The organism is Streptomyces sp. NPDC096040 (assembly GCF_040303265.1).
GTDB lineage: Bacteria > Actinomycetota > Actinomycetes > Streptomycetales > Streptomycetaceae > Streptomyces.
Window position 1 is genome coordinate 1 of sequence record NZ_JBEOTA010000041.1, and the last position, 23,319, is coordinate 23,319.

Sequence of the window (23,319 nt, forward strand, 5' to 3'; positions counted from 1 at the left end):
CCGCGATCTGGCACAACTTCCAGACCGGGCAGGCGGTCAGCCGCTCACTGACCGCCTATGACCACTGACCGTGTTCGGAAAGACTCGTCTAGGAGGCCCGCGGGCGCCGCCGCAGCGCCGCGTACAGCAGCGCGCTCACCGCGAAGCCGACCACCGGGGTGATGTCGCCGAAGGCGGGGTGGTGCTTCGGCACCCAGCCCACGAAGTCCTCCTGGTTGGAGAAGAGCGGGACGGAGACCGCGACGCCGATCAACAGGGCGGCGAGACCGGGCCAGTTGGTGAAGGAGCGGTCGGTCAGCCGGCCGGCCAGTTCCGCGTCGGTCGCCGTACGGCCCTGGAGCCACCGCTCGACCAGCACGACCCCCAGCCAGGGCGCCACCCAGTACGCGATGACCAGCAGGAACGCCTCGTACGCCGCCCCCGCGTCGTCCAGCGAGGCCCAGGCCGCCGCCGTACCGGCGATGCCCGAGACCACGACCAGCGCGCTGCGGCTCAGCCACGTGGGGAGTTTCAGGCCGAAGGAGGCGATGGAGATCGCCCCGGAGTACACGTTGAGGGCGTTCGCCGAGACCCCGCCCAGCATGATGGCGAGCAGCACCAGGTCGCCGAGCCAGCCGGGCAGGTGGCCGGTGAAGGCCGCCGTCGGGGTGGCGTCCTTCGGTGCGACGATCGTCGCCGAGGCCGCGCCGATGACCGCGACGATCGAGACCGACACGAACAGGCCCAGCGCCGGATAGACGATCGTCTTGACCTTGCCGGCCGTGCGCGGGAGGTAGCGCGAGTAGTCCGTGGCGTACGGGTTCCAGCCGGCCGCGTACCCCCAGGCCGCGCTGAACGCGAGCAGGAAGCCGCCGACGCCGCCGCCCGAGCCGCCCCCGCCGAGGTCCGCGTCCTTGAAGGTCCACACCCCGGCCAGCAGGAAGACCACCGCGAGGGCCGGGAACGCGTACTTCTCGAAGGTGTGCACGAAGTTGTGGCCGATGAACCCGATCAGGATCTCCGCGACCACGACCAGGAGGAGGGAGGGGAGCGGTCGCAGGCCGGTCAGCGTGTTCAGGGCGAAGGCGGCGCTCACGCTGTTCACCGCGAACCAGCCGACGCCCGCGAGCAGGCCGTTGGCGGCGGAGGGCAGGATGTTGCCGAGGTAGCCGAAGGAGAAGCGCCCTATCACCATCTGCGGGACGCCGAACCGCGGCCCGTCCAGCGACAGCACACCCTGCGTGACCGCGCCGATCGCGGTGCCCAGCAGGATCGCGGCGGTCGCCGTCCAGAAGTCCAGGCCGAAGAAGAGGACCGCGATCACGCCGATGTAGACGGTCGCGAACTCGATGTTGGGGGACGCCCAGGTCCACAGGAGCTGGAGCGGGCTGCCGTGGCGTTCGGCGTCGGGGATCGGTTCCGAGCCCGCCGCCTCCACGGCGATGACCCGGTCGCCGTACTCGGGCGCGATACTGGTGGTGGAACCGGCGGGAGCAGTCGTCATACGAGGTAAGTGTCGGGATCGCGCCCGGTCCGGCCCAGGGGCGCATTGTCCGTTCCGGACGGCCCACCGGCGTACACCCTGCACGCACGCGGGGAGCGCCGCAGGCTCGTCGCCTCCGGAGCTCCCCGTACTGGAGCTGACGGGTCGTCCGTCAGCCGTTTACGCACACGTTGCCGGCCGCCGGGTTGAGCAGGGCGAGGACGTTGACGGTGTTGCCGCACACGTTGATCGGGATGTAGATCGGGATCTGGACGACGTTGCCCGACAGTACGCCCGGGCTGCCGACCGCGGTGCCGCTGGCGCTGGCGCCGGTGCCACCGTCGGCGTAGGCGGCGGCGGTGCCGCCGAGGACGAGAGCCGTGGCGAGAGCGCCGGTGGCGGCGAGGGCTCGGATGCGCATGAAGGCCTCCTGTTAGGGGGTGAGAACGCGTCCATCACAACCGCCCGCAACCGGGACCGCATGTGCTGCTGGGCCGATCGGCGCAATCCACGGTGCAACCCGCGCGATCCACGGTGGACCGGGGCTACGCGGCGAGACGCTCCGCCAGGGTCTTGCCCTTGGTCGCCGCCTCCTGCAGGGCCCGCTCACGGGAGGCCTCGTAGAGCGGGACGAGCTCGGCCATCGCCGGGTTCTGCGGGGCCATGGTCAGCTCCGGCACGATGAAGTCGACTTCGAGGCCGAGGCCGTCGCCGAGCACCGCGGCCAGGTAGTTCTGGACGTACTCGAACGGCTCCCGCGGAGTGCCCGGCGCGTACGAGCCGCCGCGGCTGGCGACGACGGTGACCGGCGTGCCCTTGGCGGACGGGGTCTCGCCCATCGTGCGGCCGAACATGACCACGTTGTCCAGCCACGCCTTGAGCGTGGACGGGATCGTGAAGTTGTACATCGGAGCGCCGATGAGCACCGCGTCCGCCTGCTCCAGTTCCTCTATCAGCTTCACCCGGTCCGCGAAGGCGTCCGCCTGCTCGGGCGTGTGCGTGGCGGGATCGGCGAAACCGGCGCTGTGGGCGGCCGCGGTGATGTGCGGAACCGGGTCGGCCGCGAGGTCGCGGTAGATCACCGTGCCGCCGGGGTGCTGCTCCTGCCAGGCAGTGCGGAAGGCGTCCGTGACGGCACGGGAGGCGGAGGCCTCGCCCGGGAGGAGTGACGAGTCGATGTGAAGAAGGGTGGCCATGGGTGTCTCCAGACAGCGGGAAAACGAGCCCTGCGCGAGACGCGGGGGCTAAGAATTCGTACTCAGCTATAGATAACATAGGTACTTACTTTTTTTTACCCCTATCTCGTGGTGGGCCTGTACCCTGATTCCATGGCGGTGGAGCAGGCCCATGACTCGGGACAGTGCAAAGGTGTGGACGCCGGCATCACGCGCGTCTTCCAGGTGCTCGGAAAGCGCTGGAACGGCCCGATCCTGTCCGTCCTGATGGGCCAGCCCGCCCACTTCGCGAGCCTCCGCCGCGCCATCCCCGGCATCAGCGAACGCATGCTCTCCGACCGCCTCGCCGAACTCGGCGCCGCGGGACTCGTCGTACGCGAGGTCGACGAAGGGCCCCCGCTGCGCGTCTCCTACCGCCTCACGGCGGCGGGCGCCGCGCTTGGGCCCTCCCTCAAGGAACTCGGCGAGTGGGCGAAGGATCACCTGCCGGACACCCCGTCCTGCTAGCGGGCGGCGGCCTGCGGCTCCAGCACCGCGTAGTCGCTGAAGCTGCGCCGGTAACGCAGGTGCCGGGTCTCCTGGGTGTGCCGGCGCTGCCACTCCTCCACGGCCTCCGGAGACCCGCACGGCCCGGACGCCGCCCCGCAGTCCGCTTCCTCCCCGGACACGCAGTACGCCTCGTACTCCGGTTCGGCGGTGTCGTCCTGGGCGATCAGGTACGGCACGAAACGGAAGATGCGGCGGGGACGGGTGCCCCAGTGGTCCCGGCGGAGGTGCCTGCGGAGCAGCACGGCGGCGTCGGTGGCGGTACTGGCGTCCGACCGCGCCGCGGCGTCCTCCCGCTGCGCGGCGAACTCCGCGCAGGCGGCACAGCCGGGCACCGGTTCCGGGGCCGGGGCGTCCATGACCGGGTAAGCGAACCCGCTGGAACGGTGGTTGGCGGCCCGCACCTCAGCGCTGAGCCGTTCCTCCGCCGTCGCCGGGCGGATCGACTCCGGCCGCGCCTCCCACTCCCGGCCGCCGCCGAGCGGCCGTAGCGAGGCGTACGGCCCTGCCTTGCCCTGGTACTCGCCGACCTTGTTCATACGGGTGTCGTAAACGACCGTTCCCGCTTCGATCCCGTTTTCGGTGTGTTCAGTCATGTGCGCTCCGACGCCACTTCGTAACTCTGGGTGTATCGAGCGTCGCGGACGGGCACCGTCGGTATCAATGCCTGAGGTGTGCCACCGGGCGCTGTCACGGAGGGGGCCAGAGTTGTGACCACCAATGCCGAGTTCTTCGGAGAGCTGCTGCGGCACTTCCGCGAGGCCGCGTTCCTCTCCCAGGAGGCGCTGGCCAAACAGATCCCGTGCGACCGGTCGTTGGTGGCGCGGGTGGAGGCGGGGACGCGGGTACCGCAGGACTCGTTCGTGAAGAAGTGCGACGAAGTCCTGCGCACGGGTGGGGTGTTGATGCGGTTATGGGGGCGGGTGGACTGGTATCCGCAGGTGGAGCATCCGGATTGGTTCGGGCGGTGGGTGGAGATGGAGGCAAAGGCCGTCGCGATGTACCAGTACCAGACCATGGTCGTGCCTGGGTTGCTGCAGACACCGGACTACGCGCGGGCTCTGCTCTCTCGGCGAGCCTCCGGTGAACTGCTCGAAAACCGGGTCAGGGCCCGGCTGGGCCGACAGCCGCGCTACCTCGCCGAAGGGGGACCCATGTTCGTCGCCGTGCTGGACGAGAGCTGTCTGCGTCATGCGGTGGGCAGTCCCGCCGTGATGCGGGATCAGTGCGCGCACCTGCTGAGCTTGGGACAACTCCCCAACATCCGCATCCAGATGGCCCCGGCCGGTCGCTTCGACCTGGTGCGCCCCAACCGCCCGGTGTCGCTGGTCACCATGCCGGACGCCGAACGCTGGATCTACACGGAGTCGTTGAGTCATGGCTACTTCAACAACGACCCGGAGGTCTATGCCGCGATGAGCCGAATTTATGATGTGCTCAGGGCGGACACCCTGTCGACTCGTGAATCCGCCGCTCTGATCGGCAAGTTGATGAAGGAGTACGGCGACCATGACCCATCACCAGCTGAGTGCGGCGACCTGGATCAAGAGCAGCTACAGCGACGACGACGCCGGGCAGTGCCTCGAACTCGCCCCCGAGTTCACCTCCGTCGTCCCCGTCCGTGACAGCAAGAACCCCGACGGCCCGGTCCTGCTCATCGCGCGGAGCGCCTGGGCCGCGTTCGTGGGTGGCGTCCGGCGCTGACCGACTTCCGCATACCGCTGGAGCGATGAAGCTGACAGCGGAAGTCCCCACCGCATTACGTGTCATGTCTCCGTCGATTCATGCGTGGCCGTCAACGTCCTGACACAAAGCCACTCACTGGAGGACACGTGACCGGTCAGTCGAACCGCCGGGTTTCCGTTGGACTGCGTACGGCACTGATGGGCGCGCTCGCCGTCTGCCTGGCGTTCCCCATCCTCGGCGTTGGCGGCGGCACGGCAGTCGCCGGCACCACCGGAACGGAAACGCTTCCGCTCTCGGGCGCCACCACGTCCGGCCTGCACAACACCTATGACCCCGCCGCGTTCACCTACCTCGCGCAGGCGCTCGACACGGGCACCTCGATGATCGAACTCGACGTCTGGGACGACTTCTTCACCCAGGAGTGGAAGGTCAGCCACGACAGCCCGACGAGCAACAGCAACAACTGCGTCAACGCGTCCACCCCCGCCGATCTCTACACCGGCGGCGCCAACAAGGACCTGGAAAGCTGCCTGGACGACGTACGGGTCTGGCTCGGCGCGCACCCGGGGCATGCCCCGCTGATCATCAAGCTGGAGATGAAGGCCGGTTTCCAGGCCAGCCTCGGGATGAGCCCGGCCAAGCTCGACCAGTCGATCAGCAGCCACCTCGGCAACCTGGTCTTCAAGCCGAACGACCTGCTCAACAAGGCCGGCGGCGGCCAGTACGCCACCTTGGACGACGCGGCCGCCGCCAACAACTGGCCGACCCGGCAGGCGCTCGCCGGCAAGGTGATCTTCGAGATCATTCCGGGCACCGTCGAGGAGAACAACCCGACCGACACCCTGTGGACGGACAAGGAGTACGCGGGCTACCTGCGTGACCTGCACACCCAGGGCAAGACCGCACAGGCGAACATCTTCCCCTCGGTCCACAACGCCCAGGCCGGCGACCCGCGCACCCGCTACTCCGACACCTCGCTGCGCCCCTGGTTCGTGGCGTTCGACGGCGACGCGGCCACGTACCTCGGCGGCTCCATCGACACGAGCTGGTACGACACCCACCACTACCTGCTGATCATGACCGACGCCCAGAACGTGCCGCCCACCCTGGACGCCACCAACCCCTCGGACGCGGACGCCCGGGCCCGGATCGCCGAACTGGCCAAGGCGCACGCCACGGTCGCGTCCAACGACTGGCGTGGCCTGTCCGACGTCCAGTCGATGGTCGTACCCCGCGGCTGACCCGACAGCGGTCACGCGGTAGGACCAGGCGCCCCCACGGCTCCCGCCGGCCGTGGGGGCGCCGCCGCTCCGTCTCCCCGAGGGTCCCGTAAGTCAACTCCCGTCCCTCGCGTGATGGTTGACGCTTGAGAAATCCACAGTTGAAGCACAGGTTTTACCAATGCCCGGTACTGCCTTGGGGTGGGGGTCACTATTTTCGGCCAGGCCACCACTGACGAGGTGACAGCTCACAGCCAAGGACGCGCGCCACTCACAGCCCACCGGCACAGTGATACGTGCCGTCCGAAAGCGATCAATTGTCATGCTCTTGACACATGAGCATGGATCCCCATGGAGGGCAGTCTCTTGCGATCGCAGAACAACGACCACGCGAGACCCGACCGGCTCCGACGGCTCACCCGCCGCGGGGCCACCGCCCTGTTGTCGGCCGCGGCCCTGATCAACGGCGGCATGCTGGCCGCCGCGCCCCAGGCGGCCGCCGCACCGACGGCATCCCCCGCGCCGAGCACCTCCGTCGCCAACCCCTACAGCCCCGCGCACCAGCACGCGTATCGGCACGGCGTGGTGCCGACCCTCCAGCAGCACGCCAAGATGAAGGCTTGGGCTGCCGCCCACCCGGCCGCGACCGCGGCGACCGGGCCGGAGACGCTGTCCTACGGCGGCGGCATCGACGGCATCGGTGTCCAGAGTGGCCACTCGAAGGTCTACCTGGTGTTCTACGGCACGCAGTGGGGCACACAGAGCACCAACGGCAGCGGAGACCTGACCTTCTCCGGCGACTCGGCGGGCGCCGCCCCCGTCGCCCAGGAGATGTTCAAGGGCATCGGCACCGGCAACGAGCGGTGGTCCGCCGACCTGACCCAGTGGTGCGACGGCCCCAACGTCGCCTCGGGCGCCACCAGCTGTCCCTCCAACGCCAACTTCGTCCCGTACCAGAGCGGCGGCGTGCTCGCCGGCGCCTGGTACGACAACTCGGCCGCGTCACCGAGTGCCGCCACCGGGCACCAGCTCGGTGTCGAGGCCGTGAAGGCGGCCAGCCACTTCGGCAACACCACGGCCGCCGCCAACCGCGACGCGTACTACGTGATCCTGTCGCCCCACGGCACCAACCCGGACAGCTACCAGGGCCAGTACTGCGCCTGGCACGACTGGAACGGTGACACCACGCTGACCGGTGGTGCGGTCTCCTCGACCGTCGGCGACATCGCCTTCAGCAACCAGCCGTACAACATGGACTCGGGCGCCGGCTGCGGCGTCGGGTTCGTCAACTCGCCCGGCACACTCGACGGCTGGACCATGACGCTCGGCCACGAGTGGCAGGAGATGATGTCGGACCAGAACCCGGCCGGCGGCTGGACCAACCACACCGGCAGCTCGTACAACGGCCAGGAGAACGCCGACGAATGCGCCTGGATCTCGCCGGGCAGCACGGGTGGAGCGGCGAACGTCACGATGGGCACCGGCACCTTCGCCGAGCAGGCCAGCTGGTCCAACGACACCAACTCGTGCGCCATCACCCACGCGATCGTCGGCGGCAGCACCGGGAACACGGTCACCGTCAACAACCCCGGGAACCAGAGCAGCACCGTGGGCACCGCCGTGTCCCTCCAGCTGACGGGCTCCGACTCCGCCTCCGGCCAGACCCTCACCTACACCGCGACCGGGCTTCCGGCCGGGCTCAGCATCTCCTCCAGCGGCAAGATCAGCGGCACCCCGACCACGGCCGGCACCTCCTCCGTCACGGTCACCGCCACGGACGGTACCGGCGCCTCCGGCAGCACCTCGTTCACCTGGACCGTCAGCACCAGCGGCGGTGGCTGCACCGGCGCCGGGCAGAAGCTCGGCAACCCGGGCTTCGAGACGGGCACCGCTTCCCCCTGGACAGCCAGCAGCGGCGTCGTCGACAACTCCAGCGGTGAGGCCGCCCACTCCGGCAGCTGGAAGGCCTGGCTGGACGGCTACGGCAGCACCCACACCGACACCCTGTCCCAGTCGGTGACCATCCCCGCCGGGTGCAGCGCCACCTTCTCCTTCTACCTGCACATCGACACCGCCGAGACCACCACGACCACGGCCTACGACAAGCTGACCGTCCAGGTCGGCAGCACCACCCTGGCCACCTACTCCAACCTGAACGCGGCCAGTGGCTACGCGCTCAAGTCCTTCAACCTCTCCAGCTACGCCGGTCAGACGGTCACGCTGAAGTTCACCGGCACCGAGGACTCCAGCCTGCAGACCAGCTTCGTGGTCGACGACACCGCCCTCAACGCCTCCTGACCCACCAGGCCCCCTGGGCACGGCACGACGCGTTCCGCCCCGGCAGGGAACCCCGGCCGGGGCGGAACCGTCCCATCGACGCAAACCGCCTGGAAGGGGTCTCGTTCATGGCGTCCCCGCGCACCCACTTCGCACTCCGCTTCGCCGCCTGCCTGGCTCTCGCCGCCATCTCGGGCTGCGGCTCCGACGCCGCGCGGTCCGCCGCACCGACCACGCAGGCGCCAGCACCTCTCCGGCTGGACGAGCGCGCCAACCACACCACTGTCTCGGCCATGGTGGGCACCTCGCTGGTGGTCACGCTGCACAACACCTACTGGTCCGGCCTCACCAGCGGAACGCCGGATGTCCTGACCGCCGTCGGCACCTCGCGGGTCGCACCGGCCCACACCTGTGTCCCGGGCTCCGGATGCGGCACTGTCGAACTCACCCTGCGCGCCGCACGGGCCGGCTCGGCAGACATCACAGCCCACCGCACCAGTTGCGGCGAGGCCCGCCGCTGCACCGGCGACGAGGGCCGATACACCGTGACGGTGAAGGTCCGTGGATAGGCGGCGCCGCTCCGCCCACCTCCCGCTGTAGCCGGGCCGGTTCACTCCGGCGGCAGCACGGTCGGCAGGGCGGTCAGGGAGAGGGGTCATGCCCCTGTTCCTGACCGCCCTGGTGTGGGTGGGTGGACTTCTTCAGTTGTCCGTCAGTTACAGAAGTTCAGGATGGGGAGGAGGCCATTGCCGCACTGCATGTCGTCCCCCTCCCCGCCGCCGTGGCCGTGGGCTGGGGTGACCTTCGCGGCGGCGTGCGTGGCGGGCGTCGCGGCCACGGCGGACGTGGCGGTTGCCATACCCGCCGCACAAGCGATGCCCACGGCGGCACTCACCGCGAACGCTCGCGGAATCCTGGAAACAGCCTTCTTGAGGCGAGGTGAAGTGTTCATGGACTCACCATGCACAGCCCCGCAACCCGTTGCTCGCCGAGCGCATCCGAGCGGGTGAGCACACCCCACAGGGCGCGCTACCAGGGATACGCCGGCCTCGGTATGTCGTGACAGCCTGTCAGGCCGGCGCTGTTCAGGTCCCGTTCCGCCGCAGGTGTTCCAGCGGCGGGGTCACTCGACGAGCGACTGGGTGCCCAGGACGACGGCGAGCGCGAGGCGGTCGGCGTCCTCGGTGCCGGGCTCGGCGGTGTACACCGAGATACGCAGGTCGTCGCCGACGACGAAGAGGGTGTCGCAGTCGAGGGTGATCCGGCCGACCGCCGGATGGTCGACGACCTTCTGTTTCGACGGGTCGGGGAGCGGGGGCGGGCCGTCCGCGTCCCAGAGTTCGGCGAACCGCGGGCTCTGGGCGGTGAGTTCGGCGACCAGCCGTCGTAGCGTCCGGTCGGCGGGGTAGCGGGAGGCGGTCAGCCGCAGGTCGGCGACGAGCCGCGCCTCGTGGTCGGCCTGCTCCTGGGCGGTGTGCACGACCCGGTTGCCGGGGCCGAGGAGGTTGCGCCAGATGGCGTTGCGCTCGATCCCGCGCCAGGACGAGGTCTCGCCCATCACCGCGTCGAAGGGCGCGTTGGCGAGGACGAGCGTCCAGGTGGCGTCGTACACCACGACCGGCGTGTACGACAGCCGGTCGAGCAGCCGCTGCACGCTCGGTGTGACCCGGGACGGGACGACGTCGGGGCCGGGGGTGGTGTGACCGGCGAGCCGGAAGAGCAGGTCACGCTCCGGGTCCGACAGGCGCAGCGCCTGCGCGAGCGCCTCCACCACCTGTGCCGAGGGCGCGGTCGAGCGACCCTGTTCGAGCCGGGTCAGATAGTCGGCCGAGATCCCGGCGAGCCCTGCCAGCTCCTCGCGCCGCAGCCCGGTCGCCCGCCGGCGCCGGCCGGCCGGAATACCGACGGTCTCGGGCGCGACACGATCACGCCAGCGGCGCACCATACGGCCGAACTCCCAGTTGTCCACACGCTCAGTGTGCGCGGCGGCCCACTCCTTGTCCTGGCCCCGGCAGTCCTATGACAAGGGGGCGGCTGGCTGCCCCTCCCGCCTTCTCCGACGCTCGGAGCATGACCACCACCGCAGAAACCGGAACCGTACTGATCACCGGCCCGACCCGTGGCCTCGGCCGGGCCACCACCCTCGCTCTGGCCGGCCGTCCGGACGGCGCACGCCCCGACCTGCTGCTGGTCGGCCGCGGCGGACCGGAGCTCACCCGGATCGCCGACGAAGCCCGGGCGCGGGGCGCGCAGGTCCGCGAGATCGGCTGCGACCTGGCCCGGCTCGCCGATGTGCGGGCCGCGGCGGCCACCGTCCGGAACCTGCTCGACGCCGGGGCGGTACGGCCGCTGCGCGCGCTGATCGCCAACGCGGGCGCCATGTCGGCCGACACCCGCACCGCCTCCGCCGACGGCTACGAGCTGACGTTCGCCGTGAACTACCTCGCCCACGCCCAGCTCATCGGCGATCTGCTCGGTTCACTCACCGCGCCCGCCCGTGTCGTGCTGCTCGGCTCGAACACCTACCACGCCAACCTCCCCCGGCGGATCATGGGCGTGCCCGGCGCGGAGTGGCACGATCCCCTGGAGCTCGCCAGGCCCGCGAACGGAGCGAAGAAACCGGGCTTCAAGGCCTCCGGCGTCGCCTACTCCAACGCCAAGCTGGCGATCCTCTACTACGCCCACGAACTCCAGCGCCAGGCCGGGTCCGGCATCAACGTCTCGGTGTTCGAGCCGGGCTGGATGCCCGGCACCGCGCTGGGCCGGGGAATGCCCGCGGCCGCTCAGGCGATGGGGCGGGGTCTCGCCCGGCTCCCCGGGGTGTCCACCGCGGAACGCTCCGGGCCCCAGCTGGCCTCGATCGCGCTCGACGACGAGTGGGCGCGCCTGCGCGACGGCGCGTTCGTGGTCAAGGACAAGGTGCGGGAGGTACGGCCGGTCGCCCGGGACCGCGAGCGGGAACGCCGGCTGTGGGCGGCCACCGCCCAGCTCATGGACCGGGCGGACACCCGCGCCTGATCAGTCGGTGCGCGGATCGTCCGGCTTCAGGGACTTCAGGAACTCCGGGTTGTCGTCCGGCGCGACCCACCGCTCGCGCGGCTGCCGTGCCCTGCCCGCGACCAGCCAGGCCACCGGGCCGACCAGCACCTCGCCGAAGAGCAGGATGACGAACACCCAGGCCAGCTTGGGCAGGGCGCGGACCTCGTCCTCGGGGGTGTTCAGGCAGTCCACGAAGGCGTAGATCCACAACGCGAGGACCAGCAGAAAAGGCAGATACCTGAGCATGGCGGCCAGGGTAGCGGGTGGGCGACGTCCGGTGACGGGGCCGCGGGCATGACGGGTCGCCTCGACTCGGAGGGGGGTCAGCGGCGAGACGGACGAGCCACCGGCCTCCTGCCGGGGCGCACAGGCGGCGAGCACGAGCAGCAGGGCGAGCAGCGGTGTCCGGCGGATCCGGCGGCGGACTGTCACGGCCGCCGAGTATCGCAGGGGGTATCACAGGGGGCGGTGACCGGGCCGGGACCCCGGGTGGCCGATACTGGGACGCATGGCTTACGACGATCTTCGCTCCCTGCTCCGGGCACTGGAACGCGAGGGAGACCTCAAGCGTGTCAAGGCCGAGGTCGACCCGTATCTGGAGGTCGGGGAGATCGTCGACCGGGTGCAGAAGGCGGGCGGACCCGCGCTGCTCTTCGAGAACGTGCGCGGCTCCAGCATGCCCCTCGCCATGAACGTCTTCGGCACCGACCGGCGCCTGCTCAAGGCCCTCGGCCTGAAGTCGTACGGCGAGATCTCCGAGAAGATCGGCGGGCTGCTGCGCCCCGAACTCCCGCACGGCTTCGTGGGCGTCCGGGAGGCCTTCGGGAAGCTCGGCGCGATGGCCCACGTACCGCCGAAGAAGGTCAAGGAGGCCCCGGTCCAGGAGGTCGTCCTGCACGGCGACGACGTGGACCTGGACCAACTCCCGGCGCTGTTCACCTGGCCGCAGGACGGCGGCTCCTTCTTCAACCTGGGCCTGACCCACACAAAGGACCCCGAGTCCGGCATCCGCAACCTGGGCCTGTACCGGCTCCAGCGGCACGACCGGAACACGATCGGCATGCACTGGCAGATCCACAAGGACAGCCGCAACCACTACCAGGTGGCGGCGAGGAGGGGAGAGCGGCTGCCCGTCGCGATCGCCTTCGGCTGCCCGCCCGCCGTGACCTACGCCGCGACCGCCCCGCTCCCCGGAGACATCGACGAGTACCTGTTCGCCGGGTTCATCGCGGGCCGGCGGATCGAGATGGTCGACTGCAAGACGGTCCCGCTCCAGGTCCCGGCGAACGCCGAGGTCGTCCTGGAGGGCTGGCTGGAGCCGGGCGAGATGCTGCCCGAGGGCCCCTTCGGCGACCACACCGGCTTCTACACCCCGCAGGAACCGTTCCCCGCGCTGAAGATCGACTGCGTGACGATGCGGAAGCGGCCGCTCCTGCAGTCGATCGTCGTAGGCCGCCCCCCGACGGAGGACGGACCCCTGGGCCGTGCCACCGAGCGATTCTTCCTCCCCCTCCTCAAGATCATCATCCCGGACATCGTGGACTACCACCTCCCCGAGGCAGGCGGTTTCCACAACTGTGCGATCGTCTCGATCGACAAGAAGTACCCGAAGCACGCGCAGAAGGTCATGCACGCGATCTGGGGGGCGCACATGATGTCCCTCACCAAGCTCATCGTGGTCGTCGACTCCGACTGCGACGTCCACGACCTGCACGAGGTCGCCTGGCGGGCCCTGGGCAACACCGACTACGCCCGTGACCTCACGGTCGTCGAAGGCCCGGTCGATCACCTCGACCACGCCTCCTACCAGCAGTTCTGGGGCGGCAAGGCGGGCATCGACGCCACGAAGAAGTGGCCCGAGGAGGGTTACACCAGGGACGGGGGCTGGCCGGACATGGTCCTGTCGGACCCGGATACGGCGGCGACGGTCGACCGCCGCTGGAAGGAGTACGGCCTGTGAGCTCCGCCTCCGCGGCACTCCCGCAGCAACCCGGGCGCACCAAGGCCTTCCTGCGCCTGGTGATGATCGAGCACTCGGTCTTCGCCCTGCCCTTCGCGTACATCGCCGCGCTGACCGCGATGTTCGAGTGGGACAGGAACATCCACTGGGCGCGGCTGCTCCTGGTCACGATCTGCATGGTCGGCCTGCGTACGTTCGCGATGGCCGTGAACCGGATCATCGACCGCGAGATCGACGCCAGGAACCCGCGTACGGCCCACCGTGAGCTGGTCACCGGCGCGATGAGCGTGAGGCACGCCTGGACCGGCGCGCTGATCGCGGTGGTGGTCTTCCTCGGCGCGGCGGCCCTCCTGAACCCCCTATGCCTGGCCCTCGCGCCCGTCGCGGTGATCCCGATGGTGGTCTACCCCTACGGCAAGCGGTTCACGAACTTCCCCCAGGCCATCCTCGGCCTGGCCCAGGCGATGGGCCCGATCGGCGGCTGGCTCGCGATCACCGGCGAGTGGTCCTGGGACGCGGTGATCCTCGGCCTCGCCGTCGGCATCTGGATCGGCGGCTTCGACCTGATCTACGCCTGCCAGGACGTGACGACCGACCGCGAGATCGGCGTCATGTCCGTCCCGGCCCGCTTCGGCGTCCCGGCCGCGATCTGGGGCGCGCGGGTGTGCCACGCGGTGACGACGGGGCTGTTCGTCTGGTACGCCGTGGTGACGGACGCGGGCGGGTTCTTCTGGCTGGGCCTGGTGATCGTCGCCGGCGCCTTCGCCTACGAACACTCCATCGTCCGCCCCCACGACCTCTCCCGCCTCAACCGCGCCTTCTTCAGCGTCAACGGCTTCATCGGCATTGCCCTCTTCGTGTGCGCCCTGCTGGACCTGCTGGTCCGGGGCCTGACGGTCTGAGTACCGTCGGCCCGCCCGGCCCCGTCCTGAACTCGGTCGGGCACGCCGGTACGCTCAAGGTGTGAACGCAGGAGAAACGCAGCGCGTGCCTTGGATCGTGGGGGTGTCCGGGGCGTCCGGTACGCCGTACGCGGCCGCGGTGCTGCGTGCGCTGCTGACGGCGGGGGAGAGCGTCGACCTGGTGGTCAGCCGGGCCTCGCGGCTCACCCTGCTGGACGAGACCGGGATCTCCTTCCGGGACGCGCACTGGAAGGACGACCTGGGGGAATGGCTGGCCCGCGGCGCCGACGGCAAGCCGGGGACCTTCCAGGTGGACCTGGCGCGGGTGCGGTACTGGAACGCCGGGGACCTGGCCGCCGGGCCGTCCTCCGGGTCGTACCGGACCAGGGGCATGCTGATCGTGCCGGCGTCCACCGCCGCCGTCGCCGGGGTCGCGCTCGGCCTCTCCAAGGACCTGCTCCAGCGGGCGGCCAGTGTCAACCTGAAGGAGCGCCGCCCGCTCGTCGTCGCCGTCCGCGAGACCCCGCTGAACGGTCAGACCCTGCGTCACCTCGTCACCCTGGACGACCTCGGGGCGGTCGTCGTCCCCACCTCCCCGGCCTTCTACGCGGGCGCCACGCACATCCAGGACCTGGTGGACTTCGTCGCCGGGCGGGTGCTGGACGCGGCGGGCGTTGGGCACCGGCTGTACCGCCGCTGGGAGGGCGACCTCGGGGGCGGCGGCAAGTAGCGCAACCCGGCAGGACCAGTACCCGGCACCACCTCTGCAGTACCTCTCATCTACTTCGGGAACTTTCAGCGGAAGGCTTCGATCGCATGGACGCCGTGGACAGGCAGCTCATCCAGGCCCTGAGGGAGAACGGCCGGGCCTCGTACGCGGAGCTGGGGCGCCTTGTCGGACTGTCGGGACCCAGCGTCACCGACCGCATCAACCGGCTGGAGGCGGCCGGTGTCATCACCGGCTACCGCGCCACCGTCAACGCGGCCTCGCTCGGCCTCGGCGTCATCGCCCTGATCGGCATCTCCCTCTCCGACGCGGCCGACCACGAGGACGTGGCACAGCGGCTGCGGGACCTGCCGGAGATCGAGGACTGCTGGTTCATCGCGGGCGACGACTCCTTCATGCTCAAGGTGCGTTCGACGGACGTCGACGGCCTGGAGAAGACCATCCGGCGGCTGTCCGGAACCAAGGGCGTCTCCCGGACCCGTACCACCATCGTGTTGTCCACGAAGTGGGAGAACCGGGTCGGGGAACTGCCCGAAGAGGCGTAGACGTACGGTTGTCGGAGTCGTCGTGGAGAGGTGTGGTGCGGGCATGGACGTCGGACTCAAGCGTGAGCTGGAGGAGAAGGTCAGGGCCGGTGAGCGGCTGACCCGTGAGGACGGCGTCGCGCTGTACGAGTCGGACGACCTGGCCTGGCTGGGCGGCCTCGCCCACGAGGTGCGGACGCGGAAGAACGGCGACGTCGTCCACTTCAACGTCAACCGTCACCTCAACATGACCAACGTGTGCACCGCGTCCTGCGCGTACTGCTCGTTCCAGCGCAAGCCGGGCGAGAAGGACGCGTACACGATGCGCATCGAGGAGGCGGTGAAGCTCGCCAAGGCGATGGAGAGCGACAACCTCACCGAGCTGCACATCGTCAACGGCCTGCACCCGAACCTGCCGTGGCGGTACTACCCGCGGTCGCTGCGCGAACTGAAGGCGGCCCTCCCGCACGTCTCGCTGAAGGCCTTCACGGCCACCGAGATCCACCACTTCGAGACGATCAGCGGCCTGTCGGCCTCGGAGATCCTCGACGAGCTGATCGACGCGGGTCTTGAGTCCCTGACCGGCGGCGGCGCGGAGATCTTCGACTGGGAGGTCCGGCAGCACATCGTCGATCACCGGACGCACTGGGAAGACTGGTCGCGCATCCACCGGCTCGCGCACGAGAAGGGGCTCAAGACCCCCTGCACCATGCTCTACGGCCACATCGAGGAGCCGCGCCACCGGGTGGACCACGTCCTGCGCCTGCGCGAACTGCAGGACGAGACGAACGGCTTCCAGGTCTTCATCCCGCTCCGCTACCAGCACGACTTCGTGGACATGAAGGACGGCAAGGTACGCAACCGGCTCCAGGCGCGGACGCAGATGGCGACGGGGGCGGAGGCCCTCAAGACCTTCGCGGTCTCCCGTCTCCTCTTCGACAACGTCCCGCACGTCAAGGTCTTCTGGGTCATGCACGGCGTCCAGACGGCACAGCTGGCGCTCCAGCACGGCGCCGACGACATGGACGGCTCGGTCGTCGAGTACAAGATCACCCACGACGCGGACAACTACGGCACGCCGAACAAGCTGACGCGCGAGGACCTGCTGGACCTCATCCGCGACGCCGGCTTCCGGCCGGTGGAGCGGAACACGCGGTACGAGATCATCCGCGAGTACGACGGTGCGGACCCGGCCCGTCGGGAGTCCCCGCAGCCGATGCGGGTGTGAGCCCGGCGGGGTGGGCGCAGCCATGTAGTTGACGCGGCTCACGGCGGGTACCCGGTGCTCATGCCCGCCACCAAATCGCCGGAGGACGCCTACACCGCCGCCCCCTTCCTCCCCGACCGGCTCAGCCTCGCCGCTCTCCGCCGGGCCGCCGCCGACTGCCGTGGCTGCCCCCTGCACCGCGACGCCACCCAGACCGTCTTCGGGAAGGGCAAGGCGCACGCCCGGGTGATGCTCGTCGGAGAACAGCCCGGTGACCAGGAGGACCGGCAGGGAGAGCCCTTCGTCGGGCCCGCCGGGCGGCTGCTCGGCAAGGCCCTCGAAGACGCCGGCATCGACCCGGCCGACGCCTACGTCACGAACGCCGTCAAGCACTTCAAGTTCACCCGGGCCGAACCCGGTAAGCGCCGTATCCACAAGCCTCCCACCCTGCGGGAGATGTCGGCCTGCGCCCCCTGGCTCGCCGCCGAGCTGACCGTCGTGGCGCCGGAACTGGTCGTCGTCCTCGGTGCCACCGCGGGCAAGGCCCTGCTCGGGTCCTCGTTCCGGGTCGGCGACGTACGCGGGACCGTACTGGAGCGGGAGATCCACGGGCGGACGGAGCGGCTCGTGCCCACCGTCCACCCCTCCTCCGTGCTGCGCTCCGACGACCGGGAGCAGGCCTACCAAGGACTCGTCGCCGATCTGAAGGTGGCTGCACAAGCGCTGTCGTAATAGATACCATGCGCCCATGCCCCTTACCTTCACCCTGGATCCCGCCGTCACACCCGCCCTCCGCGACGGCATCCTCGACCTGTGGACGGACGTGTCCAACGCCGGCGGAGCCGTCGGCTTCGTCGCCCCGGTGACCCCCGAGGACATCCGCCCCGAACTGGTCAGGCACCTCGTCGCCATGGCCGAGGGCCGCCACCGGCTCCTCGTCGGCCACGACGAGACCGGCCAGGTCGCGGCGACCGCCTTCTTCTCCTTCAACACGCACCGGCTCATGACGCACTGGGTGTGGCTGTACACGGTGATGGTGCACCCGAAGCACCAGGGACAGGGCTACGGCCGCGACCTGCTCGCGGCCGCCGCGGACGCGGCCCGCGGGTTCGACGGCATAGACGCGATACGCCTCGGCTGCCGCGGCGGGCACGGCCTGGAGAGGTTCTACGGCTCCTGCGGCTACCAGGAGGTCGGCCGCGTCCCCGCCGCGATCCGCGTCGCCCCCGGCGACGACCGCGACGACATCACCATGCTGCTGCCGCTCCGCTGACCCCGCTGCAAGATCCGTCCCGCGCCGTGCTTCACTGGACGGTGCCCCTTTTCGTCATCGGAAGACTGGATTGAGATGCTCCGCTACACGCTGATGCGCCTCGGGATCTTCGCGGGCTGCCTCCTTGTCGTCTGGGGCCTCGTCTACGCCGGCGCGTTCCCGCGTGGCTTCGGCGACTCCAACCTTCTGTGGGTCCTGCTGCTCTCCCTCGTCCTGTCGGCACCGATCAGCTTCATCGTGCTGCGCAAGGAGCGGGACCGCGCCTCGGTCCAGGTCGCGCGGCGGGTCGACCGGATGAAGGCCAACATCGAGGCCAACCGCAGCCAGGAGGACGAGGCGGTCGACGAGGCGACGGCCCCGGTCCAGAGCCAGACCTCCTGACCCGCACGCCCGCCTCCCAACCCCCCGGGCCCAACTCAGGGGGTGTCGTCTGGATCACGCCGACGTCGCGGGGTCTGGCACGCACTTCCCCCAGAGGGGGCCCAGCGGCGTTGTCGTCACTCGCCGACGCCCCCTCAGCCTTCGGCCGGGGGTGGTGCCGGTGGCGTCCCGCCATGTGGTGTAGGCGATCAAAGGACCGGAACTCGCAGGTCACGCCTGGCACTTCGGCCGGCGGGGGACGTCCCGGCGCCTCACCGGGGCACTTCGCGCGCCGCGCCGAGGGAGAGATCGACGCGAGCCGCGTAGCGGAGGGCAAGGCGCATGATCGCTTACACCACCTCGCGGGACGCGACCGGGGTGCCCCCACCGCGTCGCCCGCCGCGATGGGGGAGGCTGATGTCCACGCCTCCTCCGCCTTGCAGCCGCACGCACCAGACCCCGCTCGGCTCGGCCAAGACGTACCGCACCTCACAGCCGACCTGATCCAGACGACACCCCCTAGGCTTTGCCCCATGGGTGCCGTGAAGACCAAGCGGATGCCGCGGGCGGTCCGGGAGCAGCAGATGCTGGACGCCGCCGTGCGGACCTTCGGCCGGCGCGGGTACATGGCCGCGTCCATGGACGAGATCGCCGAACTCGCCGGTGTCTCCAAGCCGTTGGTCTATCTCTACCTGAACTCCAAGGAAGACCTGTTCACGGCGTGCATCCGCCGTGAGGCCAAGGCGCTGACCGAGGCGGTCCGCACCGGCGTCCACCGTGATCTGCCCGCCGACCGCCAGCTCTGGGACGGCCTCCAGGCGTTCTTCGCCCACACCGCCGCCCACCCCGACGCCTGGTCCGTGCTGCATCTCCAGGCCCGTACCCACGGCGAGCCGTTCGCCGCCGAGGTGGCCGCGATGCGCGAGGAGATCGTCGCGTTCGTCACCCAGCTCATCGTCGTCGCCGCCCGCGAGGCGCACCGCGACCCCGACCTGCCCGAATGCGAGGTCGCCGGTCTCGCGGAGGCCCTGGTCGGCGCCGCCGAGTCACTCGCCGCCTGGGCGAACGGCACCCCCGGGGTCACCGCGCACGAGGCGGCGGCGACCCTGATGAACTTCGCCTGGGCGGGCCTGGGCAACCTGATGGACGGACACCCCTGGGCACCGGCGCAAACGCCTTCTCCGCACAGCACAGGGTGAACGATCAGCCGGGGTGCGGCTGAACACCGCCCCGCACATGCACCCGCCCCGACCCGCTCCGCAACTCGAACCGTCCCCCCTCCGCCGCGTACGTCACCGTCCCCGGCAGCAGCACCGGCGCCCTGAACTCCGCCTCCACGCGCGCACGTTCGGGCACCCCATGGGCGGCGAGACACCGGGCCACGGTCCACATGCCGTGCGCGATGGCCCTGGGAAACCCGAAGAGCCGCGCGGTGAGCGGGTGCAGATGAATGGGGTTCCGGTCACCGGACGCGGCCCCGTACCGCCGCCCGACGTCCGCGGCGATCCGCCACTCGGCGACGGCGGGCAGTGGCGCCGGCTCCTCCCGGGAGGCCTCGGCCGTGTGCGAGGTCCGGTGCCGTGCCAGATACCTGCTCCGCGACTCCCATACGACGGCCTCGCCACCCCGCACCTCGGTGACGAGGACGGCCTCGGTCCCCCGCCGATGCGGACTCAACCCGGCGACATGGACGGAGAGTTCGTAGATCCCGTCGGCCGGCATCTCCGCGTACCGCGAGATCTCGATGGACGTGTGCACAAGCCCCAGCAGGGGCAACGGAAACTCCCGCTCACTCATCAGCCGCATGGCAAGGGGAAACCCGAGCACGTGCGGATAGGTGACAGGCATCCCGTCATCTCCGGTGGCGAATCCGCAGACACGTTCATAGGCGGCGAGCCTGCCGAGATCGGGCCGAAGGCCGGGGAGAACCAGCCGGGTACGCGGAAATTCAACACCGGCGCCGGGCCTTTTGAACGGCGACCGCAGGGCACCGCGAGCGAGAAGGGGGGTGAGGGAGGGCGCGCTGCTGAGCACGATCACAGAGTTCACCTTTCAACACCGGCGAGGTTTTCAGGGGTGCGGGGCTGTATCGACAGGCGGCCGCCGCCGCCTGGGCGCGACCAGCCCCCACCCACCCGCACATGCCACACAACGGTCACGCCCCCAGAAGGCTCTGCCCGCAAACCCGCACAACCTGCCCGTTGACGGCCCCCGACCCGCCCTGCACCAGCCACGCCGTCACCTCGGCCACATCCCCCGGCACCCCACCCTGCGCCAGCGAGTTCATCCGCCGCCCCGCCTCCCGGATGACCAACGGAATCGCGGCGGTCATCTTCGTCTCGACAAAACCGGGCGCGACCGCGTTCACCGTCACCCCGTACTCGCCCGCCGCCCGGGGCGCCAGCCCCCGCACCAATCCCACGATCCCCGCCTTGCCGGCGCCGTAGTTGGTCTGCCCCGCGTTACCGGCGATCCCGGCGATGGAAGCGGTGGCGACAATCCGACCCCCGGTCTTCATCACCCCCCGCTCCAGCAGCGCGTCCGTCGTACGCAGCACGCTCCCGAGATTCACGTCCAGGACCGAACTCCACCGCTCGGCAGGCATGTTGACCAGCCGCCGGTCCCGGGTGATCCCCGCGTTGTGGACGAGGATGTCCAGGCCCTCGGGCAGCGCGTCGGCGATCCGCGCCCCGGCGTCCGCGGCGGTGATGTCGAGCGCGAGGGCGCTGCCCCCCAGTCGTTCGGCAAGCGCGCGGGCGTCCGCCTCGGCGGCCGGTACATCGAGTACGACCACCCGTGCCCCGTCCCTGGTCAGCGTCTCGGCGACGGCCGCGCCGATCCCGCGCGCGGCCCCGGTGACCAGCGCGGTCCGCCCGGCGAGCGGCCGTTCCCAGTCGTCCGGCACGGCGAAGGCGCCCGCGCCGACCTCGATCACCTGCCCGCTCACGTACGCCGACCTGGGCGAGAGCAGGAACCGCAGGGTGGACTCGGCGGCCTCCCCGTCCGCCAGCCGCACCAGGTTCACGGTCCTGCCCCGCCCGATCTCCTTGCCCAGGGACCGGGTGAACCCCTCCAGGGCCTGCTGGGCGGCGGCCTGGTGGTGGTCGGCGGGGTCGAGTGGCGCGCCCAGCACGACGACCCGGCCGCTCGCGGCCACCGACCGCACCACCGGGTGCAGGGCCGCGTGCACCTCGCCGAGCGACTCGACGTCCCGTACGCCGGTGGCGTCGAGGACGACGGCGACGGGGGAGTCCTCGGCGCCCGTGCCCGTCCGCAGCCCTGTCCGGGCCAGCACCGGCGCCAGGTTGGGGTCGGGCTTCCCGGCGGCCAGGTGCAGCAACCCGCCTTCGAGGCGAGGGCGTTCGGCCGACCAGCGGACCAGCTGCGCCGGCTGCGGCAGCCCCAGCCTCCGGGTGAGGAAACGACCGGGCGCGGTGCCGGTGAAACTCAGATAGCGGTCTGCCATGTCCCAGCCCCCACAGGCTTACTCTGGAGTAAGGTTACCGGAGGTAATGCTATGTCACGGGGTGAGGAGAGGTCGAGATGAGCACCCAGGAGCCCGCGCCGCCGTTGCCTCGCCGGGTCGCCGTCATCGGGGGTACCCGGATTCCCTTCGCCCGCTCCGACGGTCCGTACGCCACCGCCTCCAACCAGCAGATGCTGACGGCCGCGCTGGACGGACTCGTCGACCGGTACGGGCTCGAACGGCCGGGTGCCGTCGGCGAGTTCGTGGCCGGTGCCGTCCTCAAGCACGCCCGTGACTTCAACCTCGCCCGCGAGACCGTCCTCGGCTCGAAGCTGGACGCGCGCACCCCGGCGTACGACATCCAGCAGGCCTGCGGTACCGGACTGCAGGCGATCGTCGCCGCCGCCAACAAGATCGCCCTCGGCCAGATCGACTCGGCGGTGGCGGGCGGTGCGGACACCGCGAGCGACGCGCCCCTCGGCGTCAACGACGAGCTGCGCCGGATCCTGCTCCAAGCCCGCCGCGCGAAGTCCCTCGGTGGCCGGCTCGCGGCTCTCGCCAAGGTCCGGCCCGCCCATCTCGTCCCCGACATCCCGCGCAACGCCGAGCCCCGCACCGGTCTGTCGATGGGCGAGCACGCGGCGGTGACCGCCCGTGCCTGGGGGATCACCCGGCAGGCCCAGGACGAACTGGCGGCCACCAGCCACCGGCGGCTGGCGGCTGCGTACGAACGCGGTTTCTTCGACGACCTGGTGGTGCCGTTCCGCGGTCTGTCCCAGGACCAGAACCTCCGGCCCGACTCGACGGCGGAGAAACTCGCCCGTCTCAAACCGGTGTTCGGCACCGACGGCCCCGACCCCACCATGACTGCGGGCAATTCGACCCCGCTGACCGACGGCGCCGCGCTGGTGCTCCTCGCCTCCGACGACTGGGCGGCCGCCCACGGGCTGCAACCGCTTGCGTACCTGACCGCCCACGAGACCGCCGCCGTCGACTTCGTATACGGCGATGTGGCGGGCGGCGAGGACGGGCTGCTGACGGCCCCGGCGTATGCGGTGCCGCGCATGCTGGAGCGGGCCGGGCTCGACCTGGCGGCCGACTTCGATCTGATCGAGGTGCACGAGGCCTTCGCCTCGCAGGTGCTTGCGACCCTGGCGGCCTGGGAGAAGCGCGGGCTGCCCGCCGTCGACCGGGAGCGGCTGAACGTCGTCGGGTCGTCGCTGGCCACCGGGCATCCGTTCGCCGCCACGGGCGCCCGGATCGTCGCGACCCTTGCCAAGTCGCTGGCCGAGCGGGAGAGTCCGGGGCGGGGCCTGATCTCCGTCTGCGCGGCGGGTGGCCAGGGGGTGACGGCGATCCTGGAACGGCCGTGATCGCCGCTGGTGGCGGTTAATGTGAGTGACCCTCACGTAACCTTCGGGATTGCACAGGCCCGGCCCGGTACCATCCCCGAAACCCCACAACCCCGCCACAGCGGCCCCGTACGATCTCCAGA

Annotated in this window: 24 protein-coding genes and 1 pseudogene; 17 read left to right on the forward strand and 8 right to left on the reverse strand. The window is 70.5% G+C overall.

Features of this window, described 5'->3' with window-relative positions; genetic code table 11:
- Nucleotides 1-88: 88 nt before the first annotated feature.
- The 3 genes from ABTY98_RS36835 to ABTY98_RS36845 form a co-directional block, all read right to left on the reverse strand.
- Nucleotides 89-1,483 carry a purine-cytosine permease family protein gene (locus ABTY98_RS36835; protein ID WP_352225483.1) on the reverse strand — a complete coding sequence of 465 codons (1,395 nt, stop codon included), beginning with the start codon at nt 1,481-1,483 and terminating at the stop codon, nt 89-91.
- A gap of 151 nt (nt 1,484-1,634) precedes the next feature.
- Nucleotides 1,635-1,883, reverse strand: coding sequence for a chaplin (locus ABTY98_RS36840; protein WP_352225485.1), 249 nt, complete (start codon nt 1,881-1,883; stop codon nt 1,635-1,637).
- A 124-nt stretch (nt 1,884-2,007) separates the two neighbouring features.
- Entirely contained in the window at nt 2,008-2,658 is a 651-nt protein-coding gene (locus tag ABTY98_RS36845; protein ID WP_352225486.1) for an FMN-dependent NADH-azoreductase, read from the reverse strand.
- A gap of 132 nt (nt 2,659-2,790) precedes the next feature.
- On the opposite strand from ABTY98_RS36845, the gene ABTY98_RS36850 reads away from it, so the two are divergent.
- The gene (locus ABTY98_RS36850; RefSeq protein ID WP_352225487.1) at nt 2,791-3,144 is read left to right on the forward strand and encodes a winged helix-turn-helix transcriptional regulator; all 354 of its coding nucleotides are present in this window, start codon (nt 2,791-2,793) and stop codon (nt 3,142-3,144) included.
- On the opposite strand, the gene ABTY98_RS36855 is transcribed toward ABTY98_RS36850, so the two are convergent.
- The gene (locus ABTY98_RS36855) at nt 3,141-3,779 is read right to left on the reverse strand and encodes a DUF7848 domain-containing protein (RefSeq protein ID WP_352225488.1); all 639 of its coding nucleotides are present in this window, start codon (nt 3,777-3,779) and stop codon (nt 3,141-3,143) included. The genes ABTY98_RS36850 and ABTY98_RS36855 overlap by 4 nt on opposite strands.
- 114 nt (nt 3,780-3,893) lie before the next feature.
- Between ABTY98_RS36855 and ABTY98_RS36860 the strand changes: the two genes are divergently transcribed.
- The 5 genes and pseudogenes from ABTY98_RS36860 to ABTY98_RS36880 all read left to right on the forward strand — a co-directional run bounded on the left by ABTY98_RS36860 (nt 3,894) and on the right by ABTY98_RS36880 (nt 8,935).
- Nucleotides 3,894-4,808 carry a helix-turn-helix domain-containing protein gene (locus ABTY98_RS36860; protein WP_352225489.1) on the forward strand — a complete coding sequence of 305 codons (915 nt, stop codon included), beginning with the start codon at nt 3,894-3,896 and terminating at the stop codon, nt 4,806-4,808.
- Nucleotides 4,777-4,887: pseudogene (locus ABTY98_RS36865) on the forward strand (DUF397 domain-containing protein); the annotation flags it as partial. The gene ABTY98_RS36860 and the pseudogene ABTY98_RS36865, both read left to right, overlap by 32 nt.
- Nucleotides 4,888-5,015: 128 nt before the next feature.
- Entirely contained in the window at nt 5,016-6,110 is a 1,095-nt protein-coding gene (locus ABTY98_RS36870) for a phosphatidylinositol-specific phospholipase C domain-containing protein (protein ID WP_352225490.1), read from the forward strand.
- Nucleotides 6,111-6,455: 345 nt separating this feature from the next.
- A complete protein-coding gene (locus ABTY98_RS36875; RefSeq protein ID WP_352225491.1) occupies nt 6,456-8,387 on the forward strand; it encodes an Ig domain-containing protein in 1,932 nt (643 codons plus the stop codon).
- A 107-nt stretch (nt 8,388-8,494) separates the two neighbouring features.
- Nucleotides 8,495-8,935, forward strand: a complete 441-nt coding sequence (locus tag ABTY98_RS36880) for a hypothetical protein (protein ID WP_352225492.1) — start codon at nt 8,495-8,497, stop codon at nt 8,933-8,935.
- A 554-nt stretch (nt 8,936-9,489) separates the two neighbouring features.
- On the opposite strand, the gene ABTY98_RS36885 is transcribed toward ABTY98_RS36880, so the two are convergent.
- Nucleotides 9,490-10,335 carry a helix-turn-helix transcriptional regulator gene (locus tag ABTY98_RS36885; protein WP_352225493.1) on the reverse strand — a complete coding sequence of 282 codons (846 nt, stop codon included), beginning with the start codon at nt 10,333-10,335 and terminating at the stop codon, nt 9,490-9,492.
- 101 nt (nt 10,336-10,436) lie between these two features.
- On the opposite strand from ABTY98_RS36885, the gene ABTY98_RS36890 reads away from it, so the two are divergent.
- Nucleotides 10,437-11,384 (forward strand): SDR family NAD(P)-dependent oxidoreductase, encoded by a 948-nt coding sequence (locus ABTY98_RS36890; protein ID WP_352225494.1) that lies wholly within the window; start codon nt 10,437-10,439, stop codon nt 11,382-11,384.
- Here the strand turns inward: ABTY98_RS36890 and ABTY98_RS36895 are convergent, their stop codons facing one another.
- Nucleotides 11,385-11,837, reverse strand: a complete 453-nt coding sequence (locus ABTY98_RS36895; protein WP_352225495.1) for a PLD nuclease N-terminal domain-containing protein — start codon at nt 11,835-11,837, stop codon at nt 11,385-11,387. It abuts the gene before it with no gap.
- Between the two features lie 76 nt (nt 11,838-11,913).
- Between ABTY98_RS36895 and ABTY98_RS36900 the strand changes: the two genes are divergently transcribed.
- The 9 genes from ABTY98_RS36900 to ABTY98_RS36940 all read left to right on the forward strand — a co-directional run bounded on the left by ABTY98_RS36900 (nt 11,914) and on the right by ABTY98_RS36940 (nt 19,557).
- On the forward strand, nt 11,914-13,365 hold the full coding sequence (locus tag ABTY98_RS36900; RefSeq protein WP_352225496.1) for a menaquinone biosynthesis decarboxylase: 1,452 nt from the start codon (nt 11,914-11,916) through the stop codon (nt 13,363-13,365).
- Complete coding sequence (mqnP, locus tag ABTY98_RS36905; protein ID WP_352225497.1) at nt 13,362-14,267, forward strand: menaquinone biosynthesis prenyltransferase MqnP; 906 nt, start codon at nt 13,362-13,364, stop codon at nt 14,265-14,267. The genes ABTY98_RS36900 and mqnP overlap by 4 nt, the downstream gene beginning before the upstream one ends.
- An 85-nt stretch (nt 14,268-14,352) precedes the next feature.
- Complete coding sequence (locus ABTY98_RS36910) at nt 14,353-14,997, forward strand: UbiX family flavin prenyltransferase (protein WP_352225498.1); 645 nt, start codon at nt 14,353-14,355, stop codon at nt 14,995-14,997.
- Nucleotides 14,998-15,083: 86 nt separating this feature from the next.
- On the forward strand, nt 15,084-15,539 hold the full coding sequence (locus ABTY98_RS36915) for an Lrp/AsnC family transcriptional regulator (RefSeq protein WP_089099612.1): 456 nt from the start codon (nt 15,084-15,086) through the stop codon (nt 15,537-15,539).
- Between the two features lie 43 nt (nt 15,540-15,582).
- Complete coding sequence (gene mqnE / locus ABTY98_RS36920; protein WP_352225499.1) at nt 15,583-16,746, forward strand: aminofutalosine synthase MqnE; 1,164 nt, start codon at nt 15,583-15,585, stop codon at nt 16,744-16,746.
- A 60-nt stretch (nt 16,747-16,806) separates the two neighbouring features.
- Nucleotides 16,807-17,457 (forward strand): UdgX family uracil-DNA binding protein, encoded by a 651-nt coding sequence (locus tag ABTY98_RS36925; RefSeq protein ID WP_352225500.1) that lies wholly within the window; start codon nt 16,807-16,809, stop codon nt 17,455-17,457.
- Nucleotides 17,458-17,473: 16 nt separating this feature from the next.
- Entirely contained in the window at nt 17,474-17,998 is a 525-nt protein-coding gene (locus ABTY98_RS36930) for a GNAT family N-acetyltransferase (RefSeq protein ID WP_352225501.1), read from the forward strand.
- 75 nt (nt 17,999-18,073) lie between these two features.
- Entirely contained in the window at nt 18,074-18,379 is a 306-nt protein-coding gene (locus ABTY98_RS36935) for a DUF4229 domain-containing protein (RefSeq protein ID WP_352225502.1), read from the forward strand.
- 512 nt (nt 18,380-18,891) lie between these two features.
- Nucleotides 18,892-19,557 (forward strand): TetR/AcrR family transcriptional regulator, encoded by a 666-nt coding sequence (locus tag ABTY98_RS36940; protein WP_352225503.1) that lies wholly within the window; start codon nt 18,892-18,894, stop codon nt 19,555-19,557.
- A gap of 4 nt (nt 19,558-19,561) precedes the next feature.
- On the opposite strand, the gene ABTY98_RS36945 is transcribed toward ABTY98_RS36940, so the two are convergent.
- Together ABTY98_RS36945 and ABTY98_RS36950 are read right to left on the reverse strand one after the other, a co-directional pair.
- Nucleotides 19,562-20,407 (reverse strand): MaoC family dehydratase, encoded by an 846-nt coding sequence (locus tag ABTY98_RS36945; RefSeq protein ID WP_352225504.1) that lies wholly within the window; start codon nt 20,405-20,407, stop codon nt 19,562-19,564.
- Between the two features lie 106 nt (nt 20,408-20,513).
- A complete protein-coding gene (locus ABTY98_RS36950) occupies nt 20,514-21,824 on the reverse strand; it encodes a 3-oxoacyl-ACP reductase (protein ID WP_352225505.1) in 1,311 nt (436 codons plus the stop codon).
- Nucleotides 21,825-21,901: 77 nt separating this feature from the next.
- Between ABTY98_RS36950 and ABTY98_RS36955 the strand changes: the two genes are divergently transcribed.
- A complete protein-coding gene (locus tag ABTY98_RS36955; RefSeq protein ID WP_352225506.1) occupies nt 21,902-23,197 on the forward strand; it encodes an acetyl-CoA C-acetyltransferase in 1,296 nt (431 codons plus the stop codon).
- Nucleotides 23,198-23,319 lie beyond the last annotated feature (122 nt).

What these genes read in the sequence shown, in the direction of transcription:
- ABTY98_RS36835 (WP_352225483.1), bottom strand. Translation starts at nt 1,483, where the DNA reads ATGACGACTGCTCCCGCCGGTTCCACCACCAGTATCGCGCCCGAGTAC.
- ABTY98_RS36840 (WP_352225485.1), bottom strand. Translation starts at nt 1,883, where the DNA reads ATGCGCATCCGAGCCCTCGCCGCCACCGGCGCTCTCGCCACGGCTCTC.
- ABTY98_RS36845 (WP_352225486.1), bottom strand. Translation starts at nt 2,658, where the DNA reads ATGGCCACCCTTCTTCACATCGACTCGTCACTCCTCCCGGGCGAGGCC.
- ABTY98_RS36850 (WP_352225487.1), top strand. Translation starts at nt 2,791, where the DNA reads ATGGCGGTGGAGCAGGCCCATGACTCGGGACAGTGCAAAGGTGTGGAC.
- ABTY98_RS36855 (WP_352225488.1), bottom strand. Translation starts at nt 3,779, where the DNA reads ATGACTGAACACACCGAAAACGGGATCGAAGCGGGAACGGTCGTTTAC.
- ABTY98_RS36880 (WP_352225492.1), top strand. Translation starts at nt 8,495, where the DNA reads ATGGCGTCCCCGCGCACCCACTTCGCACTCCGCTTCGCCGCCTGCCTG.
- ABTY98_RS36890 (WP_352225494.1), top strand. Translation starts at nt 10,437, where the DNA reads ATGACCACCACCGCAGAAACCGGAACCGTACTGATCACCGGCCCGACC.
- ABTY98_RS36900 (WP_352225496.1), top strand. Translation starts at nt 11,914, where the DNA reads ATGGCTTACGACGATCTTCGCTCCCTGCTCCGGGCACTGGAACGCGAG.
- ABTY98_RS36915 (WP_089099612.1), top strand. Translation starts at nt 15,084, where the DNA reads ATGGACGCCGTGGACAGGCAGCTCATCCAGGCCCTGAGGGAGAACGGC.
- mqnE (WP_352225499.1), top strand. Translation starts at nt 15,583, where the DNA reads ATGGACGTCGGACTCAAGCGTGAGCTGGAGGAGAAGGTCAGGGCCGGT.
- ABTY98_RS36925 (WP_352225500.1), top strand. Translation starts at nt 16,807, where the DNA reads ATGCCCGCCACCAAATCGCCGGAGGACGCCTACACCGCCGCCCCCTTC.
- ABTY98_RS36930 (WP_352225501.1), top strand. Translation starts at nt 17,474, where the DNA reads ATGCCCCTTACCTTCACCCTGGATCCCGCCGTCACACCCGCCCTCCGC.
- ABTY98_RS36935 (WP_352225502.1), top strand. Translation starts at nt 18,074, where the DNA reads ATGCTCCGCTACACGCTGATGCGCCTCGGGATCTTCGCGGGCTGCCTC.
- ABTY98_RS36940 (WP_352225503.1), top strand. Translation starts at nt 18,892, where the DNA reads ATGGGTGCCGTGAAGACCAAGCGGATGCCGCGGGCGGTCCGGGAGCAG.
- ABTY98_RS36950 (WP_352225505.1), bottom strand. Translation starts at nt 21,824, where the DNA reads ATGGCAGACCGCTATCTGAGTTTCACCGGCACCGCGCCCGGTCGTTTC.
- ABTY98_RS36955 (WP_352225506.1), top strand. Translation starts at nt 21,902, where the DNA reads ATGAGCACCCAGGAGCCCGCGCCGCCGTTGCCTCGCCGGGTCGCCGTC.